The organism is Caballeronia sp. LZ034LL (assembly GCF_031451215.1).
In the GTDB taxonomy this organism is placed as follows: domain Bacteria; phylum Pseudomonadota; class Gammaproteobacteria; order Burkholderiales; family Burkholderiaceae; genus Caballeronia.
In genome coordinates, this window is the sequence record NZ_JARUXR010000003.1 from 1,087,561 (window position 1) to 1,106,226 (window position 18,666).

At 65.1% G+C, this 18,666-nt stretch carries 18 protein-coding genes; 9 read left to right on the forward strand and 9 right to left on the reverse strand.

From position 1 onward, the window contains the following. Positions 1–22 precede the first annotated feature (22 nt). Positions 23–1,078 carry a DMT family transporter gene (locus QCE83_RS26085; protein WP_309818760.1) on the reverse strand — a complete coding sequence of 352 codons (1,056 nt, stop codon included), beginning with the start codon at positions 1,076–1,078 and terminating at the stop codon, positions 23–25. A 143-nt stretch (positions 1,079–1,221) separates the two neighbouring features. Here QCE83_RS26085 and QCE83_RS26090 point away from each other — a divergent pair, with 143 nt between their 5' ends. Together QCE83_RS26090 and QCE83_RS26095 are read left to right on the forward strand one after the other, a co-directional pair. Further along, entirely contained in the window at positions 1,222–1,536 is a 315-nt protein-coding gene (locus tag QCE83_RS26090) for a hypothetical protein (RefSeq protein ID WP_309818191.1), read from the forward strand. Positions 1,537–1,644: 108 nt separating this feature from the next. Beyond that, positions 1,645–1,983, forward strand: a complete 339-nt coding sequence (locus QCE83_RS26095) for a cupin domain-containing protein (protein ID WP_309818192.1) — start codon at positions 1,645–1,647, stop codon at positions 1,981–1,983. On the opposite strand, the gene QCE83_RS26100 is transcribed toward QCE83_RS26095, so the two are convergent. Then, entirely contained in the window at positions 1,980–2,882 is a 903-nt protein-coding gene (locus QCE83_RS26100) for a LysR family transcriptional regulator (RefSeq protein WP_309818762.1), read from the reverse strand. The genes QCE83_RS26095 and QCE83_RS26100 overlap by 4 nt on opposite strands. Before the next feature lie 143 nt (positions 2,883–3,025). Here QCE83_RS26100 and QCE83_RS26105 point away from each other — a divergent pair, with 143 nt between their 5' ends. The 3 genes from QCE83_RS26105 to QCE83_RS26115 all read left to right on the forward strand — a co-directional run bounded on the left by QCE83_RS26105 (position 3,026) and on the right by QCE83_RS26115 (position 6,675). Then, complete coding sequence (locus QCE83_RS26105; RefSeq protein WP_309818193.1) at positions 3,026–3,967, forward strand: hydroxymethylglutaryl-CoA lyase; 942 nt, start codon at positions 3,026–3,028, stop codon at positions 3,965–3,967. A 7-nt stretch (positions 3,968–3,974) separates the two neighbouring features. After that, on the forward strand, positions 3,975–5,123 hold the full coding sequence (locus QCE83_RS26110) for a CaiB/BaiF CoA-transferase family protein (RefSeq protein WP_309818194.1): 1,149 nt from the start codon (positions 3,975–3,977) through the stop codon (positions 5,121–5,123). Positions 5,124–5,235: 112 nt separating this feature from the next. Further along, entirely contained in the window at positions 5,236–6,675 is a 1,440-nt protein-coding gene (locus QCE83_RS26115; RefSeq protein WP_309818195.1) for an MFS transporter, read from the forward strand. A gap of 91 nt (positions 6,676–6,766) precedes the next feature. Here the strand turns inward: QCE83_RS26115 and QCE83_RS26120 are convergent, their stop codons facing one another. Continuing rightward, positions 6,767–6,919, reverse strand: a complete 153-nt coding sequence (locus QCE83_RS26120) for a hypothetical protein (protein WP_309818196.1) — start codon at positions 6,917–6,919, stop codon at positions 6,767–6,769. A gap of 54 nt (positions 6,920–6,973) precedes the next feature. On the opposite strand from QCE83_RS26120, the gene QCE83_RS26125 reads away from it, so the two are divergent. Together QCE83_RS26125 and QCE83_RS26130 are read left to right on the forward strand one after the other, a co-directional pair. Continuing rightward, the gene (locus QCE83_RS26125; protein WP_309818197.1) at positions 6,974–7,363 is read left to right on the forward strand and encodes a hypothetical protein; all 390 of its coding nucleotides are present in this window, start codon (positions 6,974–6,976) and stop codon (positions 7,361–7,363) included. Between the two features lie 102 nt (positions 7,364–7,465). Next, positions 7,466–7,753 (forward strand): hypothetical protein, encoded by a 288-nt coding sequence (locus QCE83_RS26130; RefSeq protein ID WP_309818764.1) that lies wholly within the window; start codon positions 7,466–7,468, stop codon positions 7,751–7,753. Positions 7,754–7,790: 37 nt separating this feature from the next. On the opposite strand, the gene QCE83_RS26135 is transcribed toward QCE83_RS26130, so the two are convergent. Then, on the reverse strand, positions 7,791–8,102 hold the full coding sequence (locus QCE83_RS26135; protein WP_309818198.1) for a hypothetical protein: 312 nt from the start codon (positions 8,100–8,102) through the stop codon (positions 7,791–7,793). 869 nt (positions 8,103–8,971) lie between these two features. Between QCE83_RS26135 and QCE83_RS26140 the strand changes: the two genes are divergently transcribed. Next, on the forward strand, positions 8,972–10,129 hold the full coding sequence (locus tag QCE83_RS26140) for a porin (protein ID WP_309818199.1): 1,158 nt from the start codon (positions 8,972–8,974) through the stop codon (positions 10,127–10,129). An 80-nt stretch (positions 10,130–10,209) separates the two neighbouring features. On the opposite strand, the gene QCE83_RS26145 is transcribed toward QCE83_RS26140, so the two are convergent. After that, positions 10,210–12,603 carry an ATP-binding protein gene (locus QCE83_RS26145; protein WP_309818200.1) on the reverse strand — a complete coding sequence of 798 codons (2,394 nt, stop codon included), beginning with the start codon at positions 12,601–12,603 and terminating at the stop codon, positions 10,210–10,212. A 298-nt stretch (positions 12,604–12,901) separates the two neighbouring features. Between QCE83_RS26145 and QCE83_RS26150 the strand changes: the two genes are divergently transcribed. Next, positions 12,902–14,689, forward strand: coding sequence for a ShlB/FhaC/HecB family hemolysin secretion/activation protein (locus QCE83_RS26150; RefSeq protein WP_309818201.1), 1,788 nt, complete (start codon positions 12,902–12,904; stop codon positions 14,687–14,689). 20 nt (positions 14,690–14,709) lie between these two features. Here the strand turns inward: QCE83_RS26150 and QCE83_RS26155 are convergent, their stop codons facing one another. The 4 genes from QCE83_RS26155 to QCE83_RS26170 all read right to left on the reverse strand — a co-directional run bounded on the left by QCE83_RS26155 (position 14,710) and on the right by QCE83_RS26170 (position 18,559). Further along, a complete protein-coding gene (locus tag QCE83_RS26155) occupies positions 14,710–17,058 on the reverse strand; it encodes a filamentous hemagglutinin N-terminal domain-containing protein (RefSeq protein WP_309818202.1) in 2,349 nt (782 codons plus the stop codon). 277 nt (positions 17,059–17,335) lie between these two features. After that, the gene (locus QCE83_RS26160) at positions 17,336–17,704 is read right to left on the reverse strand and encodes a hypothetical protein (protein WP_309818203.1); all 369 of its coding nucleotides are present in this window, start codon (positions 17,702–17,704) and stop codon (positions 17,336–17,338) included. Positions 17,705–17,799: 95 nt separating this feature from the next. Then, positions 17,800–18,141, reverse strand: a complete 342-nt coding sequence (locus QCE83_RS26165) for an STY0301 family protein (RefSeq protein ID WP_309818204.1) — start codon at positions 18,139–18,141, stop codon at positions 17,800–17,802. Next, positions 18,128–18,559, reverse strand: a complete 432-nt coding sequence (locus QCE83_RS26170) for a BPSL0067 family protein (RefSeq protein WP_309818205.1) — start codon at positions 18,557–18,559, stop codon at positions 18,128–18,130. Before QCE83_RS26170 ends, QCE83_RS26165 begins: the two co-directional genes overlap by 14 nt. Positions 18,560–18,666: the final 107 nt, after the last annotated feature.

The window sequence follows — 18,666 nt, forward strand, 5'->3', positions numbered from 1 at the left end:
TTGCTTCGTGGTGAATGGTGCGCTAGCCGTGTGCATGCCGATGATGCACGTCCGGAAAATGCGCATGCGTATGCGTGATCGGAAGATGCACGTGCGGATGCGTATGCGGCTCGTCGCCGTCGTAGGGAAAGTCGTGTTCATGCTGATGATGCGCGTCGTGCGTGTGACGATGCGTGTGCTCCAGCCGCTCGTGCGTGTGTTCGTGCTCGTGACGTTCGCGCACGTGCAGCCAGACGCCGAACGCCATCAGCGCGGCGGCGATCCAGAACAACGCGCCCGGCGCATGCGGCCAGATGGCCAGTGAAATCGCGACGCCGAAAACCGGCGCAACGGAGAAGTAGGCGCCCGTGCGTGCCGTGCCCAGGTGCCGCAGCGCGATCACGAACATCACGAGGCTCACGCCATAGCCGGCGAAACCGGTCGCCATTGCGGCGAACAGCGGCGCCGGTGCGGGCAGACGCGCGCCCAGCGCAAGCGCGATGCAGAGATTCGTCACGCCCGCGACGAGCCCTTTCGCACACGCGATGAGCGTGGCGTCCGCAGCCGAGATCTTGCGCGTCAGGTTGTTGTCGATGGCCCAGCATGCGCACGCCAGCATGATCAGCAACGCACCGCGTTGCAGGCCGCCGCAGCTGGTTGCATCCGGTTGCCAGGCAAGCACGACGCCGCCCGCGACGATCGCCGCCATGCCGAGAAACACTTGCCGGTCGAGGTTCTCGCGGAACACGAGCCATGCGATGGCGGCGGTCAGCACGCCTTCGAGATTGAGCAACAGCGCGCTCGTCGAGGCGGGCGTGCTGGTGAGCCCGAGCATCAGCAGCGCGGGACCCGCGACGCCGCCCGCGACGATCGCTCCCGCGAGCCAGGGAAGCTCGCGGGCACTGAGCCCGTTCGAATGCTTGGGCCCTGAACGCAGCAGGATGACGCCGCCCAGCCCGATGCCGCTGCCCAGATAGAGCAATCCCGCGACCATGAACGGCGGCACGCCGCCGAGCAGGATCTTGGCGACGGGCGTGGCGGCGCCGAACAGCGCGGCGGCGCCGAGGGCAATCAGGATGGCGGTGGAGCGGCTGGGCATGGCGAGGCGGCCGGGGGTTCGACACAGGTTCAGTGTAGAACGCATCGTCACGAGCGCGCCTCACTGCGCACGCTCATTTTTCTCTCATTCTCGCGGAGCAGACTCCTTTCATCGACAAACAAACAAGCAATGAGGAGAGGACCATGAAAGCGATCAGCACACAAAAAATGAAAATGCTCAAGAAAGTCATCCTCGCAGCCAAGCTGACCTTCGGCATTGCGACGGTGGCGTACGCGCATCCGTTCATCGGCGTGGGCATTCTCGGCGGGCCGGTGTTTCCGGTCGCATCCAGCGCCCAGAGCGCGCCGCCGCTGCCCGTCTACCCCCGTGCGACGGACTCCGGCCCCGCGCCGCTGCCGCTCGATGCACCTCCGGTCACGTATGCATCGCCGGTCATCGGCAACTTCGCGGCCATCATGGGCCATGCGAACAATGCGAGCGTTCAGGGCGGTATCTGAAACCGGCATGCGTGAATGACGCTCACATACGCGTCAGAAACATTCGTTTGTGCCGCGTTGCGTGCGGCGTTAGGCTGAAGCGTTCCAGCTGATCGATTGCGTCCGCACATGACCGATTCCATCGACTACGCCGCCCTCGCCGATGCCGCCCGCGACGGCTACATGAACCGCGTGATCGCGAGCGTCAACGATCACGCCGTCCACCTGAGCGTCATGGACGCACCTTACCGCTGGCATCTCCATCCGGATTCTGACGAAACGTTCATCGGCGTGGAGGGCACGCTGGTCATCGAGTTCGAGGAAGGCGCGGTCGACTTGCACGCCGGCGAGTTGCTGACGGTGCCGGCCGGCAAGATCCATTGCACGCGTCCGGGCGGCGCGCGCTCCGTCAATCTGACCGTCGAGAAGAAAGACGCCGAAACCGTGTTCTGCGAAGCGCCCGGCTAGCGCTGCGCCCGGGTTACCAGATGCTCGACGAGACGTTGCGCCGCAGGCTGCAACGTGTCGAAATCCCTGAAGCAGATGACAAAGCGGCGCGCGGCGAAGTCGTCGGACAGCGGGACCGCCGCGATGCCGAGCGCCTCCCGGTACGTGCCGGCCACTTCCATCGGCACGACGCTGATGCCCAGCCCGGCCGCGACCACGCGAAACGCCGCGTCGAAGCTCGACACGATCACGCGATACGACATCGACTTGCCCGCCTGCGCCGCCGCGCGCTGGAGCATCGTGTGAACGGCGGTGGCGGGCGGCAGGCCGACATGCTCGAACGCGAGCGATTCCTCGAAGCTGACCGAGCGCCGCCGCGCCAGCGGATGATCCGGCGGCACAGCGAGCGCCAGCCGATCGTGCCTATAGGTGCGATGTTGCAGGCCGCGCAGATCGACGCTGTCCCAGCACACGCCGACCGACGCCACGCCTTCGCGCAACTGCCGCACGAGTTCGTGCGACAGCCGTTCTTCCACGTCCACCTTGATGTTCTGGTTGGCGGGCTCGCGCATGAACGACGCGATATCGTCGAGCAGCGCTTCCGCAATCGCCGACGCCGATGCGCAAATGCTTACGCGTCCGACCAGACCGCTGCCGAACGCGGCGACGTCGTTGGCGATGCGCTCCATGGTGAACAGCACGCTGCGCGCGTGTTCCAGCAGCGCGCCGCCCGCCGGCGTGGGTTCGACGCCGCGTCGCGAGCGCGTCAGCAGCGGCACGCCGAGCGCCGTCTCCAACTGCGCGATGCGCTTGCTGATGGCCGACGGCTCGATATGCGACTCCTGCGCCGCCCGCGCGATGTTCTGGTGTTCACAGACCGTCACGAACAGGCGCAGGGTCTTCAGATCGATGTCGCGCATGGCGGGCGGAGGCTCCATTGAGGTTCCGGGCGTTCCGGAGACATTCCGAACCGGAAGCGTGAAGCTTCCAAATTACCGCTTTCTGGGCAATTGCGGAATGTCTAGAGTGGAACACATTCAAAGAAAACCCGGAGACAAAGCTCATGTCCGCGTTCCCCCTGCGCGCCGTGATCCGCGAAGTCGGCTTGCGCGATGGTCTGCAAAGCATCCGCACCATTCTGCCGACGGCGCACAAGATCCAATGGATCGCCGCCGCCCACGCGGCAGGCCAGCGCGAAATCGAAGTCGGCTCGTTCGTGCCGGCGCGCCTCTTGCCGCAACTCGCCGACACCGCCGAACTCGTCGCCTTCGCGAAGCGTCTGCCCGGACTGTTCGTGTCCGTGCTGGTGCCGAACCTGAAGGGCGCGGAACGCGCGCTCGACACGCAAGCCGACCTCATGCTCGTGCCGCTTTCGGCCAGCCACGCGCACAGCCTCGCGAACCTGCGCAAGACGCCGCAGGAAGTGATCGACGAGGTGGCGCGGATGCGCGCGGCGCGCGATGCGTCGGGGGCGAAGACGCTGATCGAGGGCGGCATCGGCACGGCGTTCGGCTGCACGATTCAGGGCCGCGTCGATCCCGCCGAGGTGCTGCGCCTCATGCAGGCGCTGCTCGATGCGGGCGCGGACCGCGTGAGCATCGCCGATACCGTCGGTTACGCAGGCCCTGCCGCCGTGCGCCGGCTGTTCGAACAGGCGCGGCGCATCGCGGGCGAGCGCTTCTGGTGCGGCCATTTCCACGACACGCGCGGTCTCGCGCTCGCCAACGTCCATGCGGCGCTCGACACCGGCGTCGCGCGTTTCGACGCGACGCTTGCCGGCATCGGCGGCTGTCCGCATGCGCCGGGCGCGAGCGGCAACGCGGCGAGCGAGGACCTCGCATTCATGCTCGCCGAAATGGACATCGAGACCGGCATCGATCTTCCTGCCTTGCTGTCGCTGCGTGCGCAACTCGCGCACTGGCTCGAAGGCGAAACGCTGCACGGCGCGCTCGCACGCGCGGGCCTGCCGGTCACATTCGCACAACCCTCCGCAATCGAAGCCTGAGGACCTCATGACTCATTCAGCCCTGCCGCTCGACGGCATTCGCGTGATCGAATTCACGCACATGGTGATGGGACCGACCTGCGGCATGATCCTCGCGGATCTCGGCGCCGAGGTCATCAAGATCGAACCGCCCGGCGGCGACAAGACGCGCAATCTGCCGGGCCTCGGCGTGGGCTTCTTCCGCTCGTTCAATCGCAACAAGAAGAGCGTCGTCCTCGACCTGCACACGGACGAGGGGCGCGAAGCCGCGCTGGAACTGATCGGCGGCTGCGACGTGCTGCTCGAAAACTTCCGTCCCGGCCTGATGGCGAAGCTCGGGCTCGACTACGACACGCTGTCGAAGCCGTATCCGAAGCTGATCTACGTCTCGCACAAGGGCTTTCTTCCCGGTCCGTACGAGAAGCGTCTGGCGCTCGACGAAGTCGTCCAGATGATGGGCGGCCTCGCCTTCATGACCGGTCCGGCGGGCCGGCCGCTGCGCGCGGGAACCTCGGTGAACGACATCATGGGCGGCATGTTCGGGGCTATCGGCGTGCTGGCCGCGTTGCGCGAACGCGAACGCGACGGCCGCGGTCAGGAAGTGCAGAGCGCGCTGTTCGAGAACTGCGTGTTCCTGTCGGCGCAACACATGCAGCAATACGCGATGACCGGCGAAGCGCCGCCGCCGATGCCGTCGCGCGTATCGGCATGGAGTGTGTACGACGTGTTCACGCTCGCCGACAACGAGCAATTGTTCATCGGCGCGGTGAGCGACAAGCAGTTCGTCACGCTGTGCGACGTGCTCGAACGTCCCGACCTCGCGCGCGACCCGGCATTCGCGACCAACGCGATGCGCGTCGCGGTGCGCCCGGCGCTGCTCACGCGGCTCGGCGAGATTCTCGCGTTGCATCGCGTGGACGAACTCGCGCCGAAGCTCGAAGCGGCCGGCATTCCGTATGCGCCCATCGTGCGTCCCGAGCAGCTGCTCGACGATCCGCATCTGAAAGCCAGCGGCGGCCTCGTGCCGATGCAGACCGACGACGGCGGCTCGACCGATGTCGTCCTGCTGCCGCTCACGATGGGCGGACGCCGGCCGGGCGTGCGGCAACCGCTTGCGGGCGTCGGCGAGCATACCGACGAAGTGCTGGGACAGCTGACGAAGCGCGTCACGGCGTGATGCTTCGCGACAGGCGCATATAACAATCCGCGCCGTCGCTTACAGAGTGGCATGGGTCCGTCGTCAGCCGTAATAAAGCGGCAGTCACGGACGCACCAAGGAGACAAAGACAATGCAGCCTACCTTCAGTGCGGTCGCAGAGCCGCTCGCCTCGCCCGATATCCGCGTCGACATGACGCCCGGCGCGCAGATCTCCGCGCGCATGGACCGCCTGCCGATCACACGGCATCTGTGGATGCTCGTGTTCCTCATCTCGCTCGGCGGCTTCTTCGAAATCTATGATCTCATCTTCACCGGCTATATCGCGCCGGGCATGGCCCGCAGCGGTCTGTTGCAGACCACCACGCATGCGTTCTTCGGCTTTACCGGCATCGCCGGATTCATCGCGGCGACCTTTGCGGGACTCTTCATCGGCACCTTCTGTTTCGGCTGGCTGCCAGACCGTTATGGACGCCGCAGCGTGTTCACGGTCTCGCTGCTGTGGTACTCGATCGGCTCCGCCATCATGGCGTTCCAGACCACGCCCGAAGGCGTGATCTTCTGGCGCTTCGTGACGGGCATCGGCGTGGGTGTGGAGATCATCACCATCGACAGTTACGTCACCGAACTCGTGCCGCAACACATGCGCGGCCGCGCAATGGCGTTCAACCAGACCGTGATGTTCGCCGCCGCGCCCGTCGCCGCGCTGCTCTCGTACTGGCTCGTGCCCGAGACCGTGTTCGGCCTCGATGGCTGGCGCATCGTGGTGCTGGCGGGATCGGTGGGCGCGGTGATCGTGTGGTTCATCCGGCGCGCGGTGCCGGAAAGCCCGCGCTGGCTCGCGATGCACGGGCGTACGGAAGAATGCGAACGCGTGGTCGGCGACGTCGAGCGCGCCGTGGCGCGGCAATCAGGCGAACCGCTGCCGCCGCCCGCGGCCTTCGTCGAACAGCCGTCGCACCGGCGTGCGGCGCTCGGCGAGCTGTTCAAGGCGCCGTATCGCGCGCGCCTCATCATGCTGATTGCCTTCAACTTCTGCCAGGCGATCGGCTATTACGGTTTCGCCAACTGGGTGCCGACGCTGCTCATCGGACAGGGCGTGACCGTCACGAAGAGTTTGCTGTATTCGTTCGTCATCGCCTTCGCATTGCCGCTCGGGCCGCTGCTCGCGATGTTCTATGCCGACCGCATCCAGCGCAAGTGGTTGATCGTCGGCGGGGCGCTCGTCGTGATCGCGAGCGGTCTCGCGTTCGGACAGATGAAGTCGCCGGTCGGGCTGATCGCGCTCGGCGTGCTGATCTCGCTTGCGGGCCAGACCATCTCCGTGTGCTATCACGCGTACCAGACCGAGCTCTTTCCCACTGCCGTGCGCTGCCGGGCAAGCGGCATCGTGTATTCGGCGAGCCGCGCCGGCGCGATGATGTCGGGCTTCATCATCGCGTTCCTGTTAAAGGAGTCCGGCGTGCCGGGCGTGTTCGCCGGCATCACGGTGTGCATGCTGCTGGTGGCGCTGGCGATCGGCGTGTTCGGTCCGCGAACCAACGGCCTGCGGCTCGAAGAACTGAATCACTGACAGCACGTGCCGACACGAAGACGGCTATTCACTGATAGCCGTCTTCGACGCACACTGCGTTGAAAAGCTTTCCGCAACCCTGCGCAAGATTTCATTCGAACGCCGATGCAAGTGCCTGAACACCGGCGTTCATTCGACCTGTCAATAGCGGGAACAACTTCTGCATCGTCTGCTCTAAGCGATGCGATGCGGCCAACCGACGCTCGCGCACTTCCTTCTTCTTCGCTTCCACGGCAAGGCCCATGCTGGTGCATCGACGTATGAGGCCCGCCAAGTGGAGCATGCAAGTTCGAGCGCCATGAATACGCAACTCAGTGAGCAATGCAAGTCCCGCCTGTACCGCATGAAGTTCGAACGTCCGGTCAGAAGCGTTGCGTTTGTCCTCGCGGACAGTCGTGAGGCAGCGTGGCGTATCGGCAAGACGGTCATGGCGGTGGTGCATGGTGTCGGCATCCAGAATGTCGAGCTGCACGGCATCCAGTCGTTCAGGGAACTGGTGCGCACCGGAGTGAGTGACGATCAGGATCTTCGCATCTTCGAACTCGCCACTTCAGGCGATCAGGTCGAACAGTGGTCGCACACGCCTTACTTCTTTACCGACGATGCGTCACTGCTCGGTAAATGGGCGGAACTGCGCGCCGACCTTGCGTCGGACGTCGCGCAAATGGTGCTTCGCCGCGCACGTTAGCCTTCGTTAGCCTTAAACCTCCACAGGCACACGCGATGCTTGCGGCAACGGTAGGCGTCATGCACAGCGCGATTTGCTGTGGATCACGACGCTTCCTTGGACGTGGTCCACAAGCGGCGGGGTGGCGCAATAATACGGTCGTACAACCATAAGGGCTTCGTGCTCGAAGTCGCGGTGCAAGCGAACGGACGGATCGTGCCTGTTCCCGTGACCGCGCATTATCTTGCCATCGTGACCATCAGCCGCTCGGGGCGGCCCGTGACGGCGTTCTCGCCGTTGCGCGTGGAGAACGCGCGCTTCCAGACCTTTGCTTCCGCCGAAGACGCGCTGATGAGCGGGCATACCGCTGCGCGCGCCATGATCGACGAGTGGACTGAAGCTACGGGCTAGGCGATTGTGCAATCGCCAGACTGAATACTGATTGGCGTCAGGCGGCCACGCGCCGATTTTGCTGACCTTCTTGAACGTCCGCGGCGGAGTCGAGCGCCGCATCGAGCAGCGCCAGCTTTCGTTGCAGCGAGGCGACGCGCTGACTTTGCGACGGGACGAGGTCGTACTCGGAATCGAGCTGTGCGACGCGCATGTCCCAGTAGCGGGTGGGAAGCCGGTCGGTCGATGTATTGCGTTCGACGAAGTTCGCCAGGACCATCTCGAGATGCTGCAGCTCGCGCTCGGCGAACTGAGCCGGTCGACGCTGTCGGAACGCGTGGACGGAAACTGCGTTGATGCCACTTTTCATGTTGGAGTTCCAGCCTGGTGCTCAGAAGCCATGACTACAGCAAGGGATGTACCCCATTGACGTTTTGCGTTGCTTCGACATGTTTCCAAATGAAAACGGCGGGTGAGCGATCGCGGGCATGCCGCCGTGCCTAGGGGCTGTCGGGCGGTTACAAATTGTCCGAGCAATTGCTCTAATCCTCGCCATCAGTTCAGTTGGGGGCGCTGGCACGTCACGATACGGCGCCGCGCCATGCGGAATTTCTTCAATCGGAACGAGTGGGTTTGAAATGCCTACCTGTGCCCTGGAGCGTCGAGACAGGAGGTGTCTCGGAAGGGCAATCTTGCGCTTGACGCGACCGCGCGGGATTCTCGCTGTTGCGATTATTTTTATAATAAGCGGGGATTATTTCCTTACGTGGAATGCGCCGGGCATTCAGGAAAATAGAATAATAGAAATCGAATGAATTGAATATGCAAGGATATTGAAATTAAAAAAGGAGCGGCTCCCTCTCGCGAAGCCGCTCCATGCCCCAGTCATGACTTCTCGGAGTTCTGCAGGCATACGCCAGCATATCAACGCTTGACGCCGGCTGAAACTTCGTCCGCCGCAATTAACTTCTCCCGGAAGCGCAGCAATGGCGTCGTCCATGCGCAACAAGGGTAACGGGACGATTCAGAAATCGAAACGCTCAATGCCTTTTCTTAAAAGGCTCTGAAACCGATGCGCTGTCCATTCTCAAAATCTGCAAAATATTATTGCGTCCACACTCCCGCCACATTCCGGCAACCGTCGAATAAAGTGAGTCCCAGTTTCACAAGGTCGAGTGGCCAGTAATTCAGCCGGCCAACCCCCGGGAAGCTTTCGCTTTAAAAGGACTTCGGACAATCATGAAAAGAACTCTCATCATCGCGGGTGTGCTGGGTGCATTCGCAGCGTCGGCGCACGCGCAAAGCAGCGTCACCCTGTACGGCACGCTGGACGCCGGCCTCGTCTTTGCGAACAACGAGCACGGACACAGCAACTGGGGAGAAGGCAGCGGCTCGCTTTCGGACACCTACTTCGGCCTGAAGGGCGTTGAGGATCTCGGCGGCGGCCTGCATGCGCTGTTCAAGTTGGAAAGCGGCTTCAACATCAACAACGGCCGTTACACCGAAAGCAGCACGATGTTCAATCGCCAGGCCTATGTCGGCTTGCAACACGACCAGTACGGTACGTTGACCCTGGGCCGCCAGTACGATTCGATGGTCGATTACCTCGGGCCGTTCTCGGAAGCCGGCTCCGGCTTCGGCAACAACCTGAGCGCCCATCCGTTCGACAACGACAATCTCGACCATTCGTTCTCGATCAAGAACTCGGTGAAGTATCAGAGCGCCGACTACGCGGGCTTCAAGTTCGGCGGCCTGTATGGCTTCTCGAATGACGCGGGCCAGTTCTCGAACAACCGGGCCTGGAGTGCGGGCGCGTCGTACAACAACGGTCCGTTGAACGCCGCCGCGGCGTACCTGCAACTGAACAACTCGCGTAACACGCCGAACGCTGCCGGCGCGGTATCGGCGGGCCAGGGCAACAACGCCAACCTGACGGCAGCATTGCAGCGCACCTTCGGCGCCGCGGTGAACTACACGTATGGCCCGGCCACCGTCGGTTTCGTGTGGACCAACACGCACTTCGACAATCTGATCGCCGGGTCGCAGGGCGGCACGTCAATCGCGATACCTGACGACGCGAACCTGCACCTGAACAACTTCGAGCTGAACGGCCGCTATATGCTGTCGCCGGCGCTGAGCCTCGATGCCGCCTACACCTACACCGACGGCAAGGTGTCGGGTGCGCACGGCTCGGGCGATCCGAAGTGGCAAACCGTCTCGCTGCAAGCCGACTACATGCTGTCGAAGCGCACCGACGTCTATCTCGAAGGCGTGTACCAGCATGCTTCGGGTCAGCTCGGCGATGCCGGCGCGAACGTGGCGATGATCAACACCCTGTCGCCTTCGTCCACGGGGAACCAGGTTGCCGCAACGGTGGGCCTGCGTCACCGCTTCTAAGCGAAACCTGGCGGTATCAGGCAAAAGCGGCCGCGATCGAGAGATCGCGGCCGCTTTGTCATGCTGCGCTGGAAGGAAGGCTATTCCTTCTTCGGTTCCGGGCCCCCAATGATCTGCCCGACGTCATAGGCCGTGCCGCCCGTGCCCGCCACGAGCCGCGCCAGCGCCGTTGCAGCCGTGTCGCGCCGCACGCCGCTCTCCGGCCGATACTGCTTCGGCAGCGCCAGATAGAAGGTCGCGCCGGCGTCTGGCGTGCCTTCCGCCCAGACCTTGCCGCCATGCCGCTCGATGATGCGCCGGACGTTCGCGAGTCCGATGCCGGTGCCGTCGAAGGCATCGTTGACATGCAGGCGCTGGAACACGCCGAACAGCTTGTCCACATAGCGCATGTCGAAGCCGATGCCGTTGTCGCGCACGAAATACACGACATACCCGGCCAGCTCGCCGCTGCCGTCCTGCGCGCCGACATGAATCTCCGGCTGCGGACGCTGCGCGCTGAACTTCACCGCGTTGGACAGCACGTTCGTCAGCGCCACATGCAGGAAGACATGGTCCGCTTCGATGGACGGCAGCGCGTCCACCGTCCAGCGCACGCGCGCGGACCATTGTTCGTCGATGTCGTTCTGGATCACGGTGTGGACGAGCGCGCGCACATCCACGCGATGCGGCCTCAATGCCGCGCGGCCGAGTTGCGCGAACGAGAGCAGGTCGTCGACCAGCCGGCCGCCGAAACGCGCCGACGTCACCACGCGCTCCAGATAGCCGCGTCCGCGCTCGGAGAGCTTGTCGCCGTCGATCTGCCTGAGCAGGTCCGCGAAACTCACGATATGCCGCAGCGGCGCGCGCAGATCGTGCGAGACCGTGTAGGAAAAGCCTTCCAGCTCGTGATTGGCGCGGCCAAGTTCGGTCGCGAGTTGGGCGATTTCCTCCGCGCGCCGCAACACGATGCCGAGCACGGCCGCGCGAAATTCCAGCGCGATCTCACGTTCGGCGGGCCGCCACGGCAGCGAGCGGTTGCGCACCACGTCGGTCCACGTTTCGAAGCTCAGGCGTGGCGAGAGCGACTCGGCCAGCCCGGTGAGCTTGGCGCGCGGATCGCCGGCCCATTCGATGGTCTGCACGACCTCCTGGCGGAACCAGACGACGTAATTGCGATAGATCTTCGAGATCGACACCGCCAGGAAACCCGCGACATCCGGCGAATCGGCCAGCGCCGGGCAGTCCTGCGACGCGTGGTCCGACATCACCACGTCCTCGCTCTGGTCGTCGAGCCAGTCGACCAGCGCGGTCACCGCATGTACGCCGGGCGTCACGCCGACCAGCGACGTGCGTCCTTCGAAGATCACCGCGGCCCCTGACGAGCGCGTGAAGCCGAGCAGGTCAGAAGGATCATTGACGAGCGCCTCGACGAAGCTGTCGGTATTCGCCATCGACGAAAGCAGCTTCGACAACATGCGCCGCAGTTCGAGCCGGTAGTGCGCCTCGTCCTGCGTCTCGCGCGCCTCGATCTGCAGCGACACAATCTGCGCGACGTGCTCGCACGCGGTGCGCACTTCGAACGGCGGCAGACGCGGTGTCGCGTGATGACAGGAGATCAGGCCCCAGAGCGTGTCGTTGACGAGGATCGACATCGACATCGACGCCAGCGTGCCCATGTTGCGCATGTACTGCAGGTGAACCGGCGACACGCTGCGCAGCGACGCATACGTGAGATCGGTGGGCCGCTTCGTCTGCGGATGCAGCACGGGAACGAGCGGCGCGGCCTCATAGTCGGCGTTGGAGATCAGGCGGATGCGGTTCCTGCGATACAGCTCGCGCGCCTGCGCCGGAATGTCCGAGGCCGGGAAATGCTGGCGCAGATAAGACGGATAGCCGGGATCGACGGCTTCGGCCAGCACATTGCCGTGGCCTTCTTCGTCGAACTTGTAGACCAGCGTGCGTCCGAAACCGGTGATGCGCGAGATTTCCGTCGCGGCGAACTGGCACAGCTGTTCGACGGTGCGCATCGTCTGGACTTCGGTGACGAACGAGCGCACGAGCGGATAGATGGTCGAGAAGACATCGGCGGTGTCCTGTGCCGGCTCGACTTCGACGAACAGCAGCCCGTCATGCCGGTGCACGATGATCGCCATCGGTCCGTGCGAGATCCAGCCATCGATCATCACGTTGCCCACGTGCAGCGCCATGCCGTCGCGCGACAGGTGTTTCAGGCTCGCGACCGCGCGCTCGCTGGCGGCCGGGCCGAGCACGTCGGACAGCGCGCGTCCCAGGCAGGCCTCGGGCTCGAGGTGCGCGAACGCGGCGACGTTGCCGCTCACCTGCAGGATGTGGCCGTGCGCGTCCACGCTGAAGAACACGCCATGCGGCTGGATTCCACCCGGAATGTGAATCGGCTCGCGTGCGCAGTCGTCGACGGCGAGCGCGTCACGCGGGTCGGGGCGGGCCGTGCCGGCGGTGGAGGTTTTGTCCATCATCGTCCTGAATGCGGTCCGGCTTGTTGATCGCGCCGGTTGCGAAAAGCGGGATTCGGTTGTCGGGCGGCATGCCGCGCACGGCATTTCGGTGTTTTCTACAGACGCTGCGATTCGCCGCGCGTCATTTCTACGCAATGGTCGATGGGTCTTCGAGCCATGACGCGGCAAGCGCAGGAATTGTTCCGCGAAGGGTGCGTTTTGACCGTGTCATCGTACGATCGGGCACGCCCGGAGCGCAAACGCGGCTGATACCATGCGAAGCCCCCAATGACGATCGCCGGAGCGCGGCGCCGCATGCATGGCTCAGCTTGCCGGAAACCGCATCATACGGGGTTCGCGCCTTCTTGCCGCGGCGCTGTCCACGACATTGCTGTGCGGCGTGTCGATTCGCGAGGCCTGCGCGCAGTCCTGGCGCGATGTCGCGCCGCTTGCGCCGCCGTCATCCGGACGTCCGCGCGAAACGCCCCAGCCGCCTCAGCCCGGCGACGATTCGCAGCGCGTCGCCGTTCAGGATCTGCGTGGTCTGGCTTTTATGAGCGCGGATCCGGCAACGGCCTCTTCTCCGCAAACGGGCGCCGACGGCGCGATCACGGCCGCGAATCTGCCACTGCTGACGCCTGATTTTCTCGATCGCTTTGCAGACGACCTGCACCGGCCGCTCACCTTCGCGCGCCTCGCCGAGATCCGCCGCGCGGTGGTGGCGCGTTATCGCGAGGCGGGGCAGCCGCTCGTCGATGTGTACGTGCCCGAACAGGACGTGAGCGGCGGCATCGTGAAGATCGTCGTGGCCGAGTACCGGACGGGCCGCGTCGTGCCGCAGGGCAACCGCTGGTTTTCCGACGCGCTGCTCGAACGCGAGATGCCGCTGACGAGCGGCGCGCCGATTCGCGAGGCGGATGTCGCGTCCGGCCTGGCGTTGCTCAATGCGAATCCATACCGCCGTGTCGATGTGGTCTACGCGCCGGGCGCGGCGCTCAATACGACCGACGTCATCCTGCAAACCGAAGACCGCTTCCCGTTCCGGGTCTACGGCGGCTACAACAACGACGGCGTCCGCGCACTGGGCCGCGACCGGCTGCTCGCGGGCTTCGACTACGGCAATCTGTTCGGCATCGACGCGCGCTTCAGCTATCAGATGACCGCGAGCAACGACCTCGTGAGTGGCAATCCGGATATCGAAGGGCGGCCGGATCGTGCGCGCTTCATCGCGCACGCGTTCAACTTCGTCGCGCCGCTGCATGACGGCGACCGCATCGAGTTGTTCGGCGTGTTTGCGCAGAGCACGCCTCGCCTGCCGGACAGCTACGGGCAAACCGGCCTCAGCGCCCAGCTCAGCCTGCGCTACGACTGGCGCCTGCCGCCGCTCGATCATGCGGGCGCGTGGCAGCAGCAGGTGCAGATCGGCTACGACTTCAAGCGCTCGAACAATGACCTGGAGTTCGGCGGCTTCCAGGTGTTCAACGCCAACACGCACATTCACCAGTTCGTGCTGGCCTACGATCTTTCGAACAGCGACGCGAGCGGCGACACGCATCTGAACGCCGCGCTATACGCCAGCCCCGGTTACTTCGACGGCAGCAGCAACGACGTGGCCTACGACACCGCGCGCCTCGGCGCGAAGCCGCGCTATCAGTATGTGCAGCTGGCGGCATCGCGGGATCTGACCATTGCTGCAACGGGGTTTTCAGTATCGGCGCGCGGACTGGCGCAGTGGACCGGCAGCACGCTGTTGCCGAGCGAGGAACTCGGCCTTGGAGGCGATGCCACCGTGCGCGGTTACGAACCCTACGCGGCGCAGGGCGACCGCGGCTGGAACGTGCAGACGGAACTGCGCGCGCCGGCGCTCACGGCGGGCATCGCGGCGGTGCAGCCCTTCGTGTTCTTCGATGCCGGGCACGTGTGGAACCGCATCCCGGAGTTCGGCGAGGTCAACAATGCGTCGCTGGCGAGCGTCGGCGCCGGCATTCGCGTGCAGATGGGACGCTTCGTCAGCCTGCGCGGCACCTATGGCTTTCCGCTGCGGGCGGTGGTGCCCAATGGATCGAAGGCGCCCTTGGGCGAGATCTTCCTCGTGATCGGAAGCTAGGGGCGCCTTCGTTCAACGCCTCAATGCGCCTGCTGCCACTGGAGTATCGGATGCGTCGCGCCGGCGGGCATCGCCCATACGCCGCCGGCCGGAATGTTCCAGTCCAGATAGTTCGACGCGTTGCTCATCTGCGCGGTGCTGAGCCCGTTGGCGTCGGGCGGCTCGGTACCCGAGTTGGATACGGCGGCGGTGGTGCGGATGGTGGTGTCGCGATTCCAGTAGACGTTGTTGTGGATGGCGCCCGTGTTGTAGCCCGCGATGCCGCCTTCCGGATCGCCCGGAGGGCCGCCGCCGCCCACCTGGCCGGTGGCGAAGGATTCGTTGATGACGCCGGTCGTGCCGTTGCTGTACACGAGTCCGCCGCCGCCGAAGCCGCCGACGCCGCCCGTCGCATACGACTGCGTGATGAGCCCCGAGTTGAACGCAACGAGTCCGCCGGTGTTGCCGTGCGTGCCGCCGCGTGTGAAGCCGGTCGCGTACGACTGCGCGATGGTGCCGTTGTTCACTCCGACGAGCCCGCCCGCCGCCGTCTGGTAACCGACATCCGCCGTGCTCGACGAGCGTGCGATGGTGCCGTTGTTGACGCCCGCGACGCCGCCCGCGCCGAAGCCGCCGAAGCCGTTCTGCGAGACGCTGCCGGTGGTGTTGACGTAGGTGACGTAGCCGTTGTTCTGTCCGACGAGCAGGCCCAGCCCGCCTGACGTATTTCCGCCCGTGTTGCCGTTCGTGAGATTCAGATCGCGCACGACGCCCTTCGTGCCGATGACGCCGAACATGCCGAAGTAGTCGTTGTCGAGGTCGGCGGTGGTGGCGAGCTGATCGATCGTGTGGCCGAAGCCGTCGAACTGGCCGGTGAACGGCGCGGCAGTGGTCTGGCCGATCGGCGTGAAGTAGTTGGGATAGGCGGTTGCGCTCGCGTCGATGTCCTTGCCGAGCGCGTAGTTGCCCGCCAGGTCCTGCGAGACGTTCTTCAGGTCGGCAAGCGTGTTGACGAGCTTGTAGCCGGTTGCCTGCGTGACGAGCCCGCTATATTGCGCCGCCGTCCAGCCGCTGTTCGTGAGCACGGTGCCCGGCGCGTAGCTGCCGGTCATGTCGTAGAGCGCGCTGACGATGCCGCCGCTCTTCGACCAGTCGATGGTGCCGCCGTTTGTCACGCTGCCGCCGTTGTCGGCGCCGGCCGAGTCGGCGCGCAGCGTGAGATTGCCGTTGCCGCTGTTGGCCAGCGTCGAACCGGCGCCGATCGACACGCTGTGCGTCGCGTTCAGTGTCAGCGAGCCATTGCCGGTCCACTGGACCGAGCCGTTCACCGCGAGATCGCCGCTGCTGCTCTGGGCCACGACCGACGTGCCGTTGGCGAGACTGCGCGCGAGCGCGGTGCCGGTCGGCTGATCGACGGTGAGCGCAGGCGCGCCGAGCGTCCAGTTGCCCGCGTGCACGTCCGCGCCCGCGACATCGAGCGCGTTGGCGTGCGTCTCCACGGAGCCGCCGCTGCCGTCCGCATTGGCTGCCGCGATCGTGCCGTTGGCGTGGACCGCGCCCTGATCGGCGACGAGCCAGACGTGGCCGTCGCGCGTCGCGGTGCCGGTCGCGCGGATCGCCGCGCTGTTGCCGGCGAGCGCGTAGACGTTGCCGTCGGCGGCTTGCAGGCTGACTTGCGCCGCCTGGATCGCGCCGGCGTTCATCACGGAGCCGCCGCTCCCGGCCTGCACGAAGACCTGCTGGCCGCCCGACGCATCCTGCAGCAACACCTGGCTGCCGCTCGCGAGTTCGGCGGTGCCCTGCGGCGCGCTGATGGTCCCGGCGTTGATGACGGCCGTGCGCGACACGAGGAACACATCGCCGCCGCTCGAACCGATCTTGCCCAGGTTGATGACCATGCCGTTGCCGCCGCCCGCGAGCGTCAGCGGGCCGCCTTGCATGAACGCGGCATCGCCGACATCCAGCGCGGAAGCGACGAAGCGCCCGCCCGTCGCGACCACGCCGCCGGGTCCGACAAGCACCCCTTGTGGATTGACGAGATAGACGCTGCCGCTCGCGCTCAACTGGCCGAGCAGCACGGACGCGTCGCCGCCGGTCACGCGATTGAGCGTCGCGCCGCTGCCGTTGTTGAACGTGACCTGCCGGCCGCTGCCGATCGAGAAGCTGTTCCAGTCGATCACGCCGCGCGACGTCGTCTGATTGATGGTGAGCGACTGACCGCCGCCGCCGATCGACCCGCTGCCCGCGACGAACTGGCCGCCGCTCGGAAGAGGCGGTGCGGCTTGGGCAACGGCGGCGTAGGTAAGGCCTGCGATCAACGGCACGAGCGCGGCGAGCGGTCGAAGGCGCGTCGAGGAAGGTGAAACAGGCGAATGAATGCAGCGGGGCATGGCGACCTCCGTTCAGTGTCCATTTGTTTTCGGTTGTTTTCGATCGGGTGGCCGCTGACGGTGGTGCCAATTCGCTTCGGGATCAATGAGGATCGCGAGGCGCGAACATCGACGTGCGAGCAGGCGCGCCGATGGTAGCAATGCGCTGCATGCCGCCAATGTGGGGTGCCGCACATTCTTCAGAGCGAAAAAAAAGCCGCTGCCGCAACCTTCGGCGCATCAAGACGCGCGCCCGACGCGGCATGAAATTTGATCGCTGCGCGCGGTCGCAAACGATTCAATGCGGAGGTTTGCCCTTGCTGGCCAGCGTGGCCCGGCACTCGTGATAGATGCGCTGGACCAGCGCGTTCTCGTAGTCGAGCTCTTCGCTGTCCAGAATGCGTTCGACGTCGCCGCGTGCGGTGTCGTTGTCCAGCAGGTTCGACAGACGCGCCGCGAGCGCCTGCGCCGTGACCGAAAGCCGCGCGGTTTCGATCCAGTCGGCGGCGCGATGATGCCGGTCGAGCCAGCGATGCGCCGCGCGTACCTGGAAGGAGGGATCGGGCCAGTCGCCGTCGAGATAGAACGCGCCGAGGAATCCGCACGTGAGCCAGCACAGCAGATGCACCCGGTCATCGGGTCCGAGAGGATAGCGGACGTGGCTCATGAGGGCGGTGCGCGGCAGGCGATACAGGGTGCAATGACGATAGCACGCTGGCCGTGTATCGGGCGGGCCGGTTCGCGCATGAGTGCGCGGGTGTCTTACTCGCAGTCGAGCTTCGTCAGGCCGGCGCTGTCGGTCCGGTAGCGGCACACGTCGACGCGCCCGGGAATGGCGATGTCGCGCGTGGCCCGGTTCGCGTAGACGCACTGCAGGGTGAGCGCGCGGCCCTGGTCGTACACGTAGCCGACTTTCCAGCTGCCGCGACGGGCGTCGCCCTGATCGGCGATGAGGGAAACCTGTTCGCTCGGCGCGCCGTCGAACAGCTGGACATGGCGTTCCCGGGTGTCGGGCAGCACCGGACAACTCAGTTGTGCCGCGCCGACCGGACTTGCGGCGGCGCAGGCGCACATCGCCCAACGCGCAGCCTTACTCGACGACATGAAACCTGTCCCCGTTGTTCACGTCCGAGGCATGTCCCCAGCGCAATACGCGTGGCCCAATGGGCTTGCGCGGATGAGCGTACTGGTCGTACACGGTGACGCCCGCCGGCCCCTGGCTCGCATACATGGCGGCATGCCCGTGAAAGTGACCGTGATGGTCGAAGGTGGCGATGACCGTTCCTTCGACGATATGTCCGTTCCCCTTCACCGGCGCTCCTTTTCGCCAGACGGACGTCTCAGGAAGCGAAGGGCAGACTTGCTTGACGTACGACACGCATCCGCCGCAGTAATGCGGTGGGCCTTCGAGCGCGGCGGGAAACGGATCCTGATACGGGCCGTTCGTGGAACCCGGCGCGCACACCCACATGCCTGAGGGCGCGTGGGCGGCGTTCTTGTAGTTTCGGCTGACGTAGCTCATGGGTCCGAACGGGATAGCGAAAGTTGAACGAGCCATGCCGTGGCAATGGCCTGCCGATTCGATCCAAGGCTATCAATACCGGGCGCTTTTCAGAACGCGATTTGTCC